The organism is Candidatus Melainabacteria bacterium, from assembly GCA_003963305.1.
In the GTDB taxonomy this organism is placed as follows: Bacteria; Cyanobacteriota; Vampirovibrionia; order Obscuribacterales; family Obscuribacteraceae; genus PALSA-1081.
Genome location: RXJR01000006.1, coordinates 43,079 through 60,495 on the forward strand (window position 1 = coordinate 43,079; position 17,417 = coordinate 60,495).

General features: G+C 48.1%; 10 protein-coding genes. 6 read left to right on the top strand and 4 right to left on the bottom strand.

What is annotated here, in order from left to right; translation table 11 throughout:
* Positions 1-54: 54 nt before the first annotated feature.
* A complete protein-coding gene (locus EKK48_07870) occupies positions 55-684 on the top strand; it encodes a hypothetical protein (GenBank protein ID RTL43654.1) in 630 nt (209 codons plus the stop codon).
* 73 nt (positions 685-757) lie between these two features.
* On the opposite strand, the gene EKK48_07875 is transcribed toward EKK48_07870, so the two are convergent.
* Positions 758-2,464, bottom strand: a complete 1,707-nt coding sequence (locus tag EKK48_07875; protein RTL43655.1) for a hypothetical protein — start codon at positions 2,462-2,464, stop codon at positions 758-760.
* A 262-nt stretch (positions 2,465-2,726) separates the two neighbouring features.
* On the opposite strand from EKK48_07875, the gene EKK48_07880 reads away from it, so the two are divergent.
* From EKK48_07880 to EKK48_07890, 3 genes are all read left to right on the top strand, one after another.
* Entirely contained in the window at positions 2,727-6,530 is a 3,804-nt protein-coding gene (locus EKK48_07880) for a hypothetical protein (GenBank protein ID RTL43656.1), read from the top strand.
* Between the two features lie 234 nt (positions 6,531-6,764).
* Positions 6,765-8,099 carry a hypothetical protein gene (locus EKK48_07885; GenBank protein ID RTL43657.1) on the top strand — a complete coding sequence of 445 codons (1,335 nt, stop codon included), beginning with the start codon at positions 6,765-6,767 and terminating at the stop codon, positions 8,097-8,099.
* A 117-nt stretch (positions 8,100-8,216) separates the two neighbouring features.
* Positions 8,217-10,415, top strand: coding sequence for a hypothetical protein (locus tag EKK48_07890; GenBank protein ID RTL43658.1), 2,199 nt, complete (start codon positions 8,217-8,219; stop codon positions 10,413-10,415).
* Positions 10,416-10,459: 44 nt separating this feature from the next.
* On the opposite strand, the gene EKK48_07895 is transcribed toward EKK48_07890, so the two are convergent.
* Positions 10,460-10,993 (bottom strand): hypothetical protein, encoded by a 534-nt coding sequence (locus EKK48_07895; GenBank protein ID RTL43659.1) that lies wholly within the window; start codon positions 10,991-10,993, stop codon positions 10,460-10,462.
* Positions 10,994-11,121: 128 nt separating this feature from the next.
* A complete protein-coding gene (locus EKK48_07900) occupies positions 11,122-12,504 on the bottom strand; it encodes a hypothetical protein (protein RTL43660.1) in 1,383 nt (460 codons plus the stop codon).
* Positions 12,505-13,050: 546 nt separating this feature from the next.
* On the opposite strand from EKK48_07900, the gene EKK48_07905 reads away from it, so the two are divergent.
* Positions 13,051-14,520: a hypothetical protein gene (locus EKK48_07905; GenBank protein RTL43661.1), complete on the top strand. Its 1,470-nt coding sequence runs from the start codon at positions 13,051-13,053 to the stop codon at positions 14,518-14,520.
* A 350-nt stretch (positions 14,521-14,870) separates the two neighbouring features.
* Here EKK48_07905 and EKK48_07910 read toward each other — a convergent pair whose 3' ends face one another.
* Entirely contained in the window at positions 14,871-15,551 is a 681-nt protein-coding gene (locus tag EKK48_07910; GenBank protein ID RTL43662.1) for a hypothetical protein, read from the bottom strand.
* Between the two features lie 862 nt (positions 15,552-16,413).
* On the opposite strand from EKK48_07910, the gene EKK48_07915 reads away from it, so the two are divergent.
* Positions 16,414-17,382, top strand: a complete 969-nt coding sequence (locus tag EKK48_07915; protein RTL43663.1) for a hypothetical protein — start codon at positions 16,414-16,416, stop codon at positions 17,380-17,382.
* The last annotated feature ends 35 nt before the right edge of the window (positions 17,383-17,417 follow it).

The window sequence follows — 17,417 nt, forward strand, 5'->3', positions numbered from 1 at the left end:
AAGATGATATTGTTGAATTTCCGTTGGTAAGATCCCGTAACTGGAGGAAGCATAATGTCTAGAACTTGGTTGAGAGTCGTATTCGCTATATCTGCAATTTTTTCTCTCAATGCATCCGCAGCTGACGCAGCAAGTCATGATGTCTTCCTTTCGCCGTACTATTGCCTGCCCGGCAATGGTGTGACTGATGCCACAGCATCATTCATCACGATCAATGGTGGTCGAGGCTCTATTCCTGCGTTGAATCTCGTTGTACCGCAGAATAGCGCCACGATCGGCGCATACGGTCTTGTACAAAGTGCAGCGCCAGTCGCATTCGGTTCGCTGAGCTTTGACGCTAAAGATACAAACCGCAGTGCTTTTGTCGTTGTACACGTGACCCAAAAGAATGGTCAGCCGAATGCCGGGGTTGCTTTTTTCTCGGACTGTGTCACGGCGCCAACCCTTGACACCCCTTCTGGTTGGTCTCACTGCGTAGCCCTGACTAGTAAGTTTTTTGCTTTCGACAATGGTCCTTTCGATAAGGACGCTACCTTTGCGTACGCTACACTTCTGCAATTTGAAGACAGCAGCGCCACCCGTTCAACGCAAATTGCCAATGTTAGACTAAATGCTCAAGCCAAAAATGCCGTTGCGGTGACGCGTCAAGCCGAAAATAACTGTGCGCTGATCGACGAGAAATAATTTCACGGTTTTTTTTACGTCAGTTTGTTCTTCAGGTGCGCGTTTTACCGCCAGCCTGTGGAACCCAATCCAGTCAACCAGCACTGATTATTCTGAGCCGATCCTTTAGCAGCTTCGCGATTGCCAGTTGTTTTCGTGCGACGGCTCTCTCTGTCGCTCTTCGCAGTGGTGCAGTTAAGTCATCCTTACTGTCGTCATCAATGCGGCCTACCTGTTTGTAGAAACTCAAAGCTTCATCATGACGGCCCAGCAAATCCAAGAAGACTGCCTGCTCTAAGGTCGCATGTGTCCACGCCTTCGAATCCTCTGAGTAAGAGTCACGAAGCCTTTCTAAGTGCTCGATCGCATCCTGGTAGTGGTCCATCGCTCGACAACAATCGATAATCCGCTGACGCGCACGCAATTGATTTTCAGTCGTAAGCCGCACGAGTAGAGGAATGAAAAACCGTCTGGCGGCAAAGTATTCTTTCCTCTGAAACAACATTTCTCCATATTCGAGTTCGGCTACTGCAATCTCTGCTTCACTTGCTCCAATTTTTTTCAACCAGTCGATCCTCGAGAGCGCATTGCCTTCTCGTTCATCTTCGTCCCTGTTTTCGCTTTGGCATAAAAACTTGAAAGTTCGTCTTATTGCCTCATGATCGGTAATGCCGAAGCTAGTTCTAATAGCCTTTGCTCTTTTTAGAAGCCATGAATCAAAAAATCCATCGTGTGTGATCGCGACGAGTTCCATCAAATCCACCTGCTCGGCACGGGTCATTGCGTGCCGATTTATAGCGGTCACAGCCTGATCATAAGTCTGATTCTTCTCGCTCAATCGCTTTGCTAACCGAACACGATATTTGTCTGCGCGTTCTAATTCTCCAGCCCCATCACAGCTGATAAGCAACGTCACTAGTTCAGATGTCTGCAGATTCTCTTCGGGCATACCAAAGCTGTCAGGAACCTTTTCCAGAGGAGTGCTCATCGGGACTCGACAATTTGCTTTGATACCGTTTTCGATGGCATCAATTGCTCGCTTATACTCGCCGTAGCCATCCAACAAACAATTTGCAAGCTCGTACATGTAGTACGAGTATTGCGGGGCAAGAGGAAAGCATCCGGAGTGTCGCTTGTCCATCGTTTGCTTGCGAATGTCCTTTTCTGCTATTTGCTGTTCAATCATTTTGAGAGCAGCCTCGAAATCACCGATTTCCAAATAGCACCTGATTGATAATGCTTCCTCGCGCATTTTCTCAACGTAGAGCCGAGCTAGCCTGTCCTTCTGTCGTGTGCGCTTGAATAGCCTTTCGAGAGCCAGAGCCATGTCAACATTCCGATTGCCAGGCATTTGGTAACTTCGCTCCAGATTTATAATCGCTTCGTCCAGATCACCCAACGATTGGTTTATTTCCGCCAGGCGCCTTGCTACTTGAGGGTCCTTATCACTGTGGGCGTGTTTCGCGTCGGTACGAGGAAAGTGCCTGAGCCGCTCGTCTGGTCTCCCCCAAGTTTCATAGAGGTGTGAAATCGAATGTCCCAGGCTGTGCAGAACGTGAAATCTGTGCTCCGGGTGGGTCTCTGAGTAATTAAAAGCGCGCAGTAGAAGCGGCTCTGCGTCGACGAAGTTTCCATTCGAAAGATAGAATTCGCCGAACAATCCTTCAATTTCAAGCAGAAGGCTCTCCGGGGCCGTCTCACGCAAAACTGCAAACTTTTGTTCTGCGGTTTCGACGTCTCCTGCTGCGAGCAGCGATGAAATCAATCTTGCTACTACGATCTGTTCAGGTTCTTCAGACATTTTGCGACCTGGCTAAGTGTGTGTAATCTACAATCTTATCCCTCGCATACAGCACCGTCAAAACTGACTCAACGAAATACAGGAAAAACCCTGTAGATAGCCCAAAGCATTGTCCGTATATTAAACGAGCCACCTTCAGGCAAGTTCGACTGACCGCACTTACTACAATCAAAGATTCGGCACTGCTATCGTTATTTGATGGCAGCTGAATTTGACTGAGCACCTAACGGTGTTGGGTTTAATTTCTAGCGAGGATTTTTATATGTCTTCTGACCACGAACCAAACAATGGCAAGAATGGTGGTACGGCGCAACTTCCATCACCGCCTCTACCAGCCTCGCCACACACACATTCATCGGCACCAATCACTGCTTCGCCACAAGCACATTCATCGGCACCAATCACTGCTTCGCCACACGCACCTACCTCGCCACATCAGTGCCCCGGCTGCGGTGATAGCAGCCACATTTTGTATCCATTAGCAGATTTATTGAAGGCAGTAGCCTCATCATTGCAAAGCCAAAATGGACACAGCCCCGAACAAGTTGCTGAAAGGTTGATGGAAGAAAGTGCGCGGCAAACACCCGCGCAAACTGCTGCCGCAGAAGAGAATTCGAGAACGCCCGCACAAAACGCTCAGCAAAATTCAGCTCGCACATTCATTGAAAATTTCGCGCAAACTTTGAACACGCCGCTCTTCAAGCCGCAGAGCAAAGCGGAGAGCGCGGCGACGCAAGCGAAGTCGCCTCTACCGCATCACCGGGCAAGCAATGAGGCTGCATCGCATGCGAACGGTATAAATGAAAGTCCAAACCATCAAGCAAAAACGGAACAAGAGCATGAAAACGACGGAGGTGGAAGAAGCAAAGAACTAGAACATGAGGAACCCAAATACAGAGACCAGATCGGAGAGGAATCAGAAAGAGAAGAAGAAGGAGAAGACGAGGATGAAGACGATGCTATAGACGAATCTGATGTGACCAATCTGGCTGCAGCACGCTCAAAGAAGCGTTCGCACAGCGACGCCCGCAACAACAACAACAACAACAACAACAACAACAACAACAACAACAACAACAACAACAACAGCCACAGCAGTGGCAGTGGCTGTGGCAACACACGCAAGTTCCCAACGAAACTAATCAACTTCCTCCGCCCCAACCAATCAAGTGATAGTGCGGAAGAAAACGAAAACGCCGAAACCAGCGTCGATGAGTGGGGCGATCCGATCCCTCAAAAGCCCAAACCCAAACGATTCAAAGTCTGGCAAGGGTTAGACGGCATTGCCGTCATGATGTTCGGTGTGATCATTCCTGCCACGATTTTGGCTGCAAGTTGCGCATCTGTGCCGAAGCGACTCACCCTCGTTTTACTCGATCATCCTGTCGAAACAATAGTTGAACTATTGCTGCTGGCTCTCATACCGCTAACGAATTACGCAATGTGGTCCGCTTTCCGCAAAGACGACGTGCGCATGACCCTGAAGCGCGGCATTGCACTTGGCTCGGCAATGATCACTTCCCTCGCCGTGAGCGGAATCTCCATGGCAGCTCTCTGTAACAGCAATCAGACGATGCTTGAAACAGAAATCGGCACCAGTTTCGACGCTGGTTTCATATGGCTTTCAGTCATGGCTCTGGCAGCAGCAATTTCGACAGGATACATTGTCTACAGCTTCCAGAAGACACTAGATTTTGCCCGGTCGCGCCGAATGATAGTGGCTTACACCGCAGCAGGAGCGGCGCTTACTTCGGCAACAATTCTTGGTTCCGAGGCGAACACATGGAACGTGCGCATGGCAGAGCGCCTGGCTGTTTCCACTAACAAGCAAGAACGGCTGCAAGGTCTGGAACGACTGAGACCAATTTTTTCGGAAAGATCTATGCGCATGGAGTGCACAGACTCACGCGCCGCCGGCTTGAGCGGACTGTTCTTTCCAATAAAAGACACTCCGCACCAGGAATTATATTTCAGAATGACTGGCAGACCGTTCTCATTCAAGGACGAGCACAATGACATCGCTGTCATGCCCGACGACTACGTTACGCGGCACGCAGTTGGAGACAAAATAAACGGGCTTGGATTGGTGCGCTCCGAGATGAGTGCGGCGGTGCAGCCATCGACACTGACCACGGCTGTCGACTGGACATTCGTTTTCGGCAACGAATCGAACAATACCGACCAGGCTCGCACCGAAATCAGTGTGCCACCAGGTGCGGTGGTAACGGGAATGACCGAATGGGTCAATGGTCAACAAATTCACGGCACCTTCACAGCCGGAAAAAATCAGCAAGACACGAGCTGGGGCTCCGCCACTTCTGCCGCTGTCACAGACCTCGGTCACGGACGGGCATTACTGCGTTGCTCCGCGGTTCCTGCCGGCGCGCAACTGAAGATGAACGTCAAGATGATTGTGCCGCTCAAACCAGAGAGCGTCAAAACCAAGGAAGGACGTCAGACAGCGTCATTGCTGTTGCCGAAACTAATTGCCACCAATTATTCGGTTGAAGATGAAAACGTCGTTCAGCTCTATTCGCCATTAAAACTTTCAAGCGACTTCGCTGAGTTGAGAAAAACATCGTCGAACGGAGTGCAACGTCTCGCCGGAACTCTTGAAGGCAAGCGTCTGGAATCAGCTGAAGTGTTGGTGACGGTCGAGCGCCCAGAGCCTGAATCGATCGCAGTGCTGGACAAGACTGCGGTCAAACTGAAAATGGAAGACGACCGCCGTCTTGCAGAGAAACAGCGGGCTGCGCGTGGATCCAACTACACACCACTGCCTCAGCAACTGACCGTCATCGTGGACGGTCGCCAGGGGCTGCAACAGCAGTTAAACCAGCTCGCTACAGGACTCAATCATCATCGCGACGCGCATGGTCTTAAGCCAAGCATTAGAACGGTCAAACCGCTCTACGTTGTTCAAGATGTAACGCGCGTCAAAAATACTGCCCCCAAACACCTGCTTATCGTGGTGGATGGTTCAGAGGCAATGAAGCCACATCTGGGTGAACTGAAGCAAGCGCTTACGAAAAAATCAATTCCGGTCGATCATGTTGAAATGATGATTGCATCGCAGGATCATCCGGAACTGTCACGCAAAGTCTCGCTTGACCGCGGAGTGAAACTTCTGGAGGAAAAGAATTTCGGTGCCGGTCAAAACAATTTGCGCACAGTGATCGACGCCGCCGAAGAAGCTGGCTCCGCTAAAGGCGGCGCGGTACTCTGGATTCACGGACCACAACCGATATCCAGTGGTGAGGTGTATATCACTACACCTTATGCAGCGCATCCAGCATTGTACGAATTGCCGATTGCCAACGGCGAGATTGATACTGCTGAATTCTTCAAAAATCACAGCGATATCGGTCAGTTCATGCAGGTATCACACAAGTCCAAGTTGGATACTGATGTTGCCTGCTTCTTCGACAAGTGGCAACCAGACAATATCGACTACGTTGTAGCGATGAAAGGTGCCAATGCCAAGGCAGCAACCGTGCGCGAGATCAGCGAAGTGGAAGGAAAAGGAATCCTCCAGCTGAATGCCTACAACAAATGTATGCAGCTGCTCAGCGAGCACAAGTCAGGCGCCGCAGCACGTATTGCTATTGCCTACGGAGTGCTGACACCGGTGAGCTCGATTGTCATCGAGCAAGCCGCTCAAAGCGCTCAAGCAGTTTATGGCGCTCAATCCGCTGATGGCGCGCAATCAGATGAGAGTGCGCAATCAGAAGCACCATCACTTCAGGGAGCGACGAATGGATCGATTGGGCCGCAAGGCGCAGACGCAACTTATATCACAGGGGTGAATACAGCCGGAACAGTTCGGGTGAACAATCTGGCTAACCTCGAAGCGCTACTGAACATCATCGCCAATGGAATGGAAATCCTCGGCGTTGTCTGGGGAGGTGCGACGATGATCATGGGCTTCATGCGCCTGGGATCAGGTGCTGATGGAGCCATAAGCCGAATAATTCTCGGCGCAGTCGGAGTGTCTGGAGGATTGTGCACGCCAGGCATCATCAACTGGCTTGTTGCCTCAGCCCGCGATGCGAACTTGTTCAGCTAACTTGCGAGGATAAAAGGAGAACCGTCTGAGCAATTGCGAGAATGAAGGAGAAGCTTCGGACTCACCCGGTCCGAAGCTTCTTTTTGCGCCGGCATGGTCAAAGAAATTTAGACAGCTGCCTCCAGATGGATTTGTGAAATTCCAATAGATACCGTCCCCTGTGCAATTACACATTCAAGTCCGTTCGAGCTTCCTATACGCTCAATTATGTCAAACATCACCGGAGAGACAAAAATGAGCCCTTTTGACTTAATCTATTCAGACCCGAAAGATAGGCAAACGCGTTTAGAGAACTCAAACCTATTTCAGGCATCTAGCAAATTTATTGAAGACACATTCCAGAATCCAAATGCTAGAGCGAGGCAAGCTGCTGCTCTAGTTGAAGGATGTGTTGTCGGCGGCATTAAGTCGATACCGGATCGGATCGTCAATCATCCAGCCGAAACCTGCAATCAAATTTTGATCGGCGCTGGAACTGGAGCACTGTTCGGGATGGCAGCTATGCTAAATGCACCGATAGTGACCGGAGCTCTGGCAGTGGGTGGTACAGCAATGACACTTGCATATACCTGGGACTTGGGACAGCGCCTGGGTCAAGACCGAGGTCTACAAAGTTCGCTCGACGAACTATGGCGCAATGGTGATTCGAAAACCTACAATTCGGCGCTGCCCATTATTGAAAATAGGCTGGGAAAAGAAGCCTTTGATTGTTCAATAGCCCTGTTGTCAGCGGGAGCAGGAGCAAGAGCGGCAAAATTGGCAGCTGAATTGATCTGTCCAATTAGCGCCAATCTCAGCTTAGCAAGCGCACCGCTTGCGATGACAGAGAATGTTTCTCCGTCTAGAAAAACACCGGATAATGTACTCGCGATGGTTTGGCACAGAGACAGATTCGGCTTTACAAGGGACAAAACTGATCCAAAAACACTTGAGTCATACATACAAAAAGCACCATTGTCGCAAAGGTTAGACACAATCGAGACAGCCATCAACAAAGGCGAACTCAACAAAGCGTATAACCATGCTGAAGCCAACCTCAAGTGGCACCAAGAAAGATCGGGGTCTTACGACGATGAACACGATCGCCTGAGCCGCGAGTTCATGAACATCGCCATGGTGACAAGAAATGCTTGGGACACCAGCGACAACTTTTGGTTGAACAAAGCCCGAGAACAGATTACGCAAATTCGTAAACAGTTTCCCAACAAAACCGGATGGCCAACAAACTTGAAGGTCGATCCAGACAATTTGACGAACCTTGCACGATTAGCCAGCACACCACTGACGAGGCGGGTAGCGGAAATACAAGCATTGGTCAATCATGGAATGTTCAAAGATGCAGCGCGACTAGCTAACACTAATTGTATTTTGCATCGTACCACCCAAAGCAGTTACGCGAGAAACAACATCAACGATGCGCCGACGAACCATCAGCGGGACATCTCTGATGAATTCGACAAATTGTTTTTACACCTGCACAGAATGTATGATGAGAATTTGGAAAGTCTGGTGCCAGAGACCTCACTTGCAGTAATCAGCGAGCACCTCGCAGCGCTCAAGAGAATCTGAAAGAAGACCGATGCATACTTATTCTCGTTACTAAATGCCTGCGATTCAGAATTCATCAACGCTAAGCCGTGCCAGTTTCCCAGCTGGGTATAACAAAAATACCAACTGGTAAGAGAAATGAGCACAAGCGCCCTGAGCGAATCCCAATTGGAGACCCTGGTTAATCTGGCGCTAGCCTATGCAGAAGGCAGCGCGGATTCAGGCGTGCAGCTGATCGCAAGCGTCGACGAAGAGACAATTCCGCTCTTGCCGCACGAGCTCAGAGTCACGGTCCTCGACGCGCTACTGACGGGAAAGAAAACGGCACTCGACGATCGCAGTAAGGCGCTAGTGCAAGCCATTCTCAACGCAACGACCGACGAGAGCTTCCTCGTCAAGAAGGCTGAATCCTACATCGAAGCACGCGAGCAACTGGGCGCAGAAACACTGCTCAAGTGGCGAGTCAAGCAAGCGGCGCGGAAACAAGCAGGAAGCAACGTTCACGTTGAGGCGCTGATTGACCTCGGCGAGGTCTATCAGTCAGGCGGAAAAAGCAACGATGCTCGTGCCATGCGAGAGGCAGCAGCCAATGCCTGCGAGTCAGGAGAGGTTCAGAAAGCAGGCGTCGGGAAACTGCTGGTGAAGGTTGCTCAGTCGTGTTATGACGCGTCCGATTTGACTCAGTCCCAAGAAATTTTAAAACGCGCGGTCAATCAGTTCGAGACATCTGCTAAGGATGTCTCACCTGATGATGCAGCGAAGCGTTCTACCGAGCTCAAAGATTGCCTGCGGCTGCAGCACTCCATCGCGCAAAAAGTGCAGCCCAGTGACGACGCACTGTCGGTTGCTCGGCGCATTCAAAAACTTCTGGGCGAAAAAACCAGAATCGATGAAATCGACCGATTGCTGCTCACTTACGCGAACCTGCCCGATCAATTCGATCTCACTGTAAGACCCGATGGAGTCGATTTGATTTCTGATGATTTTCCAAAGATAGTTAAAGAGTTTTCTGGATTAGACCTGGAAAGATACTTTATCGACGCCTTCTCGCAATCGCCTGGTCTCACCGACGAGCAGCGAACCAGGGTGGCAGCAGACTTGTTCAACGTACTGCGGACGGTGACAAAGATTGTAACTTCGACCACAGGTTCGACGTTGACACTTTCGGAGGAAGTCTCAGTAGATTTGCCCCGGGGTCTATCGGATGGCTACGTTCAAAAAGTAAATTTCGGCACCACCGTAACATTCACGCTCGTTCCAATTCCACCCGATGAAGCGATCTTTGCCAATTTGACCGGTATCACATTCAGTGTCGGAGGGAAATTGATTGCGGTGCCCCAGCTAGCACTGAAAGCCGAAGGAAATATTTGCATCGTCAAACCGACGCTTGCCGAATGCGGTACAGTTGCACAAACAGCGTCGTCAAAGTTGCAAGCAATCGCAAACCTGGGCAGAAACATCGTTGTCGGACTGCTACTGAAAACGACAACGTTCTCAACCAAATTGCCCATCGATCAAAACGAATACCGGAGTTACCTGGATAGTGCCATCAATCTTAAGCGAGCATTGCAATATCAGGAAAAGGACTTGCTCTCACTCTTCGAGAGATGCGCGCGTATCGAAGTAACCGACCCGCTGACCAGATCGATTTTTCAAAATGGCACACGCATAGGCAGAAACGTGGAAAGCGTTCAGATCGTTCGACAGGGCGAATCGTCCTGCGACTTTAATGGCGTCGCCTTGAAATTCGCCCCGACTGTCAATCTGGACATGAAAAAGACAACGCGCGAACTAGACATAACCGAACTGGAAGGAGTTGACATGAGCGTGGCGTTCAACACGCCATCAGAACTCAGCGCAATAGGTCTTGACTTGAGGCGTTCTATCCCCTCGCACATAGAAGCGATCAATCTCAGCCCTCCCAAAAATCATTGCCGCCGTATTGTTGTTCGGACAGCACCAGGCAGATGGATCGGATTAGATCTCAACGAGCAAACGATGCTTCCCGCCTTCGACCAAAATGGATACTGGATGCTATTTGGCGTCACGAGCAACCCCATATCTGGTGCTACACAAAGCTTTTATTTGAGATTGGACCGCAACAACGAATTGAAAATGTCCACACGCGAGCTTACATCATTGGTTCGCCAAACAGCTCTAAAAGGTTGGGACCCTGGCGACCCTTCAACATGGCAATGGGGCGCCGTAGCAATTGGCGCAGAGACCGTGCTAGCCGCCGGCACCATCTTGCGAGGCACCATCGGCGATGAGGAAACCGACAAAATAGTCGACGAAGTAAAGGACGTGGCGAAGTTTTTCAAGGACTTGTTTTTCTAAGCTACTTACATCGAAGGGTTGTACCCCCCCTTGCCATCCCACCTTCAACAACTCGCATATGGCATTAACTCCAGATAGATAGCCTCGTCCAACCTGACGATCGCGAGTAACAGTGGCTCAAGATCGAACGGTGGCGAGGATGCGAAAGTCCAATTGTTTCGTTCCCAAGTTGCGTCGTATGAGCCATGAATCCACTCAATTGTACGCACGTTTCCCTTGCCACCTTGAACAAGAAATCGATACTCGCACAGGTCACTCTCGGATTTCCGCAACAACTCGTCATCATCAAACAAGACATTGTATGTTCGTCCCAAAATTGGATTGCTTGCACGATCGACAACAACTGTGCGAGGTGTAGCTCGCGCACTTGAAAAATCGGGTAAGACAACACCCCTCTCATTTGCCAATGCAAGGCAGTCTACGGCCCTGTCGATGCACAGCTCACCATCATCATCAGACGTTAGCGCAAAGAAGTATTTGTCGTGTAATACTGCTCCATTTTCGTTGAATGTAAATACGAATTCAGACTCAAGCTGCGTATCATCTTTTTCTATTTCGCAAACTGCTACTTGACGCATGATGCTAAGCAGCTGCGCATGGTCGTCCTTTCCGATCTGATCGAATCTTGGCCGACAGCGCAGCCTGCATTCATCCGGGCTCACAACCGTCAGCGAAACTGGTTGCAGTCTTTTCATCACTCCCCCAATCAACGTCTCGCCACAGCTTGTCCTGTCCAATGGTCCATGAAATCATTCATCGTCATCTGATAAATTGTACCGTCACCAGGGTCTCTAATCACAACTCGACCGGCGACATTAACACCATCGACAACCACAGCGTGAGCATCGACCTGGAAGGCTTTAAGCGTTACCGCAAAAGGCTGTTTGGTGGTTAGTAGCTCTTCAAACAACGGCTCAAAGTCTATTCCCTGTCTTTTTGAGACGGTTTTGAACTGCCAGTCTTTTCCAAGTTCAACGGCTAAATCCTGAAGAGCAAGCAGTGACTCCTTCCCTCTCAACTCAGGCAATAAATATTGTTCCAGTCTTTGAACCAACGAATTTTGGTCAATTTTCCCTTCTGTAAGCATCTCGCCAGCAGCCGCTACGCATGCATTTTTATGGCACTGAATCGGGACCTCAGGAGAACGAACCTTCTCGATTTCTTCGTATTTGAAACGTCCGTTGGTAGCTCCGGCGAAGTGCTTCTCGCCGTCTGCATGATGTACTTCACCAGCGCGTTTTGAAACATTGTTTGACTGAATCTCTTCTGGTAGCAGTGGTTTCTTTGCGGCAGATTCAATGCCGAAATGCAAACGATTTGCGTCAGCTTTCAACTTGAACGCATCCATCTTTTCTAACACACCTGCGAATGCTTCGGATGCAGTGGATAGCACTTTTCCAGTCGCAATACCAATTCCAACGCAAACAACTTGCTCAGTGGCAACGCTGGTTTTCTGCCCGGGTGTAAGTTTTTCGAACTTCTCGTATTCTTTGTGCGCGACATTGCCCACATCAGTCAACGGCTTAGAGTAATCGCCTCTGGCCTGCGCCTCTTGTACGGATTTAGCGTAAGCGCCGACAGCATGCAAGAATTTTGCGTCATCTACGATTGCTTTGCCAACATCGTCCCCGAATTTCGCAGAGTCTTCGATTGCTAAGGCTGGGTTTTTAATCGTGTTTGCCAACCAATTTCCAACCCTTGCTGGCGGGGAGACGATCGCATTTCCAATCCCTGCAAGACCATTCCCAACTGAATAAACAGCCTTGACTGTTCCAACTTCTAGAGCAAGCACGTGATCGCTGACTGACCCATTAGAATGTGCGAGCTTCTTTTCTGCTTCGCCCAAACCATCTGGAGGCTGAAATCCACCGAACGGCTTGGCGCACCAGTCTCTCAATGCATCAGAGGCAGCAGAATTGGATATAGTCACGTGTCCAAACTCGTCGATAGCGCTGGTTTGCCGTGTTTCATGCGAGTGCGACGCTTTTGGTCCCCATACATCTAGCTGAATGCTGCGTACTCCTGAGTCAGTACTGCCAGAACTCTGATGAGCACGGTCGCCAGGGTTGTGTTGTTCGATGCTAGGCATGCTAGGCGTCCTTGTAAGCCACGCCTTGATACTAGTGAAAAGTTTTGGCACGTTGTTGGCACGGCTGCGGCTAGGACGATCGCCAATTGCAAGCCACTGTACCACAGTACAACGAACCAAATTTCTCAACCAGAGACGACCAAGCTAACTAAATAAAGACCCAAACATGGCAAAATTCTGAGTTAGGCGTCCATTAAGATCGTTCCTAGAAAGAACTTTATAGCAGCGAAAACTCAAGAGATACATAATCTCTGTGCAACCATCGCACAGTGTCACTCAGATTCAATTAGTTGCATATACAAAAAGTGCCTGCCATAATATTCAAGGAGACACTTATTTCCGCTATTGTCCTGCAATGACGACTTTGGGTTCATTGAAGCAGGCTTCATTCCAAAGGTCGAAATAAAAGGCGCTCCAAGTTCGTGCGAACGATAAAACCTCTTGGAGCTACGTTTCGACTACCAAATTCACAATCAATCGCTGAATTCAGCAATTGTTTCTGATTAGAGTGAAACTTGATAAAATTCTACCACCAAGAGGTTTAGAATGTTTCTCGTTTTGCAATTGCCATTTACAGACATTCGACGATTTCTATCAGTACCCACAAATCTCCTACTTCAGCCAGAATGGGCAATTTCGCCTGAACCCGGTCGACATTTTGTACGCTCTTTCGGACGTATCGCTCGTCGTCCAAGAGGTTCAAAAAACAACTGGCACTCATCACATCTATTTTGTCGCGTTAAAGGATTGATCAAATTTGACGCTAAGACGGAATACGCACCTTCCTTTCAGAGCTTCTATTCCGATGGCGTGGGCAAATCAATTTATGAATTTGGATTCGCATTCGCACCCAGCCAAGATTTATTTGACTTGCAAACACTTCTCAAGCAAACAGTTGCAATTAGAAGTCGCGAGAACAGCATAACAACCACAAGATTGATCCGGATTTCGAAACACCTAGCCCATCGAATTCTCGATTCGTCAACATCGAAAAGAATAACACCACAATTAGCAAATTCTTCAAAAGCATCGGAGATCTTTGTACCGCAAGACTGGTGGATCACACCAGGACGCCCATTGCTGTTGATCGACTACGATCTACATGAGAATTTGAAAGTGTCCCGGTACGCTATCCCCGTTCAAAGCGAATTTCTTAACGACTCTAACATCAAACTGGCCCACGCATGGCTGCAATGCGAAAATACCGAGATTCGTACTTGGCTCATAGGACATGATGACGGAACTGATCTGGACACATTGCAAAGGCTGCGTTTCTATCTCAGTGGCGTTCATTCCGATATGGAAACACTTCAAGACATAGTGCGATTGCTTTCAACCCAAGAGCTCTCTTATGTAGAGGGTCTTGAATGTTCCAAACTCATGGGCAACTACATCGGGACAATTGCGTCAATATTACAAAGGAAATCAAGAAACGGAGTCAAGCAGTCTGATATCCTCGATGTTGCACTCGAAGTTGACCGCATGATCACAGAAGACGACCGCACACTGGTACTATCCGCGGTGGATCGTTTACGAGGAATCAATCCAAACTTTTTGAACAACATTAAAAATGTTGTGGGACAACTTAGTGACCGACAACCGGCTATTTCAGCAGAAACCATCCTATTCAACATAAAGGAGATAAATGTGACTAACCAAATCACGTCGATCAATGGTGACAACAATGTTGTAAACCAATGGGCACAGAGCACCGTAACAAACAGTCTGAATAATTTGAAAGACAGCTCATCACAAAGCGAAGTCAAGCCAAAATTGGAAGAATTACACAATGAAGTCGAAAAGATTCTACCCAAACTCCCAGAGTCAAAGCAGAAAGAGGTTGCCCAAGACCTCCAGACTTTTACATCAGAGGCTATCTCCGAAACGCCAAGGAAAAAGTGGTATGAACTGAGTGCAGAAGGCTTAATAGAAGCAGCTCAAACTGTTGGAGAACTCGCAGAACCAATAATCAAAGTTGTAAAAATGATTCTTGGCCTAATTTCAGTTGGACACTGACTGCTATCCGCATCTAATCCTACGTGTCAAGCTAAATGACTGCCGGATCAACTCAATACAACCGAAAAGCAAGCATTTTGGCTAAGAGTTGATTCGGCTTTTTTTGGCATTACTCACGTCAACAACACGAAACCAAACTAGCTTTTTGGTCTGGATCGAAAAATCCCAGATCACGCCGCTTTTACACGCACTGATGATCATTTCCTTTACCGTAAATTCGGTCCTTTGTCGACAACTACTTCTTCCGTCGAAGCGCGCAACAACTTGATTCGATGAACATATCACCCTTCGAGGTCAACCAGCTCATCTAAGTCTAAGTAGATAGTCACTTACAAATGCAATCCAGAGATTCAGGCTTTTACATTATTGTAAAACTTCGCAACACCAGCAAATATATTTGCAGAGTCTTTTCGAGCAGTTGGCGAACCCTGAATACGCAACGACTCTTGATGCCCGAGATGTGCTGCTTGCAAAATTTTGCCCTCTATCGCAGTGTCAAAAGTTACAGCCAAAACGTAGATGTTGGTCAATTCAACGCACCGATTTAACCATCCACCCGCCCACTTCACCTGTGACGGATTTCTCTTCATTATCGCGGAATAGGCAGAGAGCCGTTCCGCCATAAATTGTGTGAATATCTGCCACTTCGGGTTGGTCTGCTTATACTTAGCAACAGTCGGCTGATCAATTTTGCCCGTGCGAGCAACACCAAGAACACGCTGAAGAAGCCGAATAGCGGTGACAGTCCCTAAATTAACTCCAGCATCTATCAGCTGCTCTGCCATGGGATCATCGCCCAAGTCTAAATAGCCGGGCGCTTTTACATAAAGAGTCTTGTAGATCAAACAAGCCTCGGAAAGCTCTAAATTCTTCACGTCACTAGGCGTGACTGAATGTTTGCGCCAACTTGCTAATGTCTTCTGAGTAATGCCGTACTTAGTTGGACCACCTGGATCCTGCGGATCATTTGTATATGCACCTTCCCGATTGCATATCTTTCTAATCACAGCATCAATGTAAGTATCAGCCATTTAGACCCGCGGACCTCCTGTTGTTCGTCAGCACGTCTGCCTCCTAAAGTCATCGAATAAAAGCAGATACGGTCAGAGGTGAAACGAACACCTGTATTCTATATCGGCGACGAAATCGTTCGATTGATTATGATCATATTGCGCTCTTCAATTCGCGCACTATGATCATAAGTTTGTAGGTTGTAGATTATAGGTTTCCGGGAATCCGATGGCTCTAATACTTTCACAAAGAATTCTATTTGAAAAGTACAAATATCAGAAAATAATTTAGACACTTGCATTCGACACAAGCGAAACAAAGATGAACAGGGCACTTACCAAAAAAATAAAATCTAAGCACCTCAAGAGTGAAATTAACGAGAAGGGACTTGGGGCTGCAGATACACCAACACGACTGCAATCTATCAACAATCAAACGGATGGCACGAGTGGGTCGATGCCGATGCTGTTCAAAACACCCAAAGTATGAAATGATCTCGAATGGAAGCCCGAGTTGAACAAACTTTGCTCAAAACTTCTTCTAAGATCAAGTCAAGCGATGCCGTATTCCATATTCACCGTTGTGACGCGGATCCTACCAAGCAAACTTTCAGTTTTGAAGTCACTGCTTAACGACATAGGACTAGATCCCGCAAACAATCCATTGCTTCCGTTAGCCAAGCTCGAGTCGCTTCACTTCGCAAGCCTGACTATCTTTGAGGAAACTTCCTGTCCATACCTGGTTTTTGAACACAATGTCGATGGATTCACAACAGTCTATTTAACGGATCTCGTATCTAAATTAGCGCCTGGTCTGCATGAGATCTATAGAAATTGTGCAGACTATCGTGCCTCGGACTCGTCGGCAAAAGATACTATTCTGATGTTCCTCAAAGATCACATAGTACATCCAAGCGCTTATCACATTGGCACACCGGGACGATCACAATTACGAATAAATACAGAACAGAAGCTGCATAACCTAATTGAAGAACATCTCGACTCGCAAACGGAATGGTCAAACTTGGAGTCGTTATCAAAAAGCATACACGAATCTGTCAACCAACATTCCAATGACTGGTGTGTCAAAATACAACCAAGAATCGACCGATTCGAATGGTTCTACGCACGACGTCGTACCTGGCTTCTACTCGCGCTTATTCTGCTCCTTGGCTATACTCTAATCCAAAACTATGGATTGATTTGGATACCTTTTGCTGCCCTCGCAGTTTCTTCTTTTGTAATCCTCTGGTCCGCGATTCTATGGCATAAAAACGCTACAGATAAGTTCGTGCCAAGTCAAATCAGACATGAGCATATCCAGCAAATCTCCGTGAGAGAAGATGCCGCCACATTTGTTCAAAACCATTTTGCGAATGTAATCGATGTGAAACCTGGCTGGTTCCGCCGTTGGAATTTAAGACTTGTCTTTTTGATAGCAAGCCTCACCACTCCCTGGTCCGACAAGGGTGAATTAAGCGGCATCCCAAGCATTCACTTTGCTCATTGGGCGCTTATCGATGGTGGAAAGAAGTTACTGTTTCTGAGTAACTATGATGGTAGCTGGGAAAATTATCTAGACGATTTCATCGATAAAGCTAGCGTTGGTCTAACAGGCATCTGGAGCAATACTGTTGACTTCCCGCCTACCAAACACTACACCGATGAAGGATCAAGGAATGGACCACTCTTTAAACAATATGTGCGAGATCGGCAGTCCTACTCACCGGTTTGGTACAGTGCTTATCCGAGGCTGAGTGTACAAAATATCGACAGAAATACTGAGATTGCGCAAGGATTTGCGGAATGTCCTGCTGGAAAAGAGTTGAAAAATTGGTTTCAAAAACTATGAAAAGTAAAAACGCAGACATCATTCTTGAACGAAGT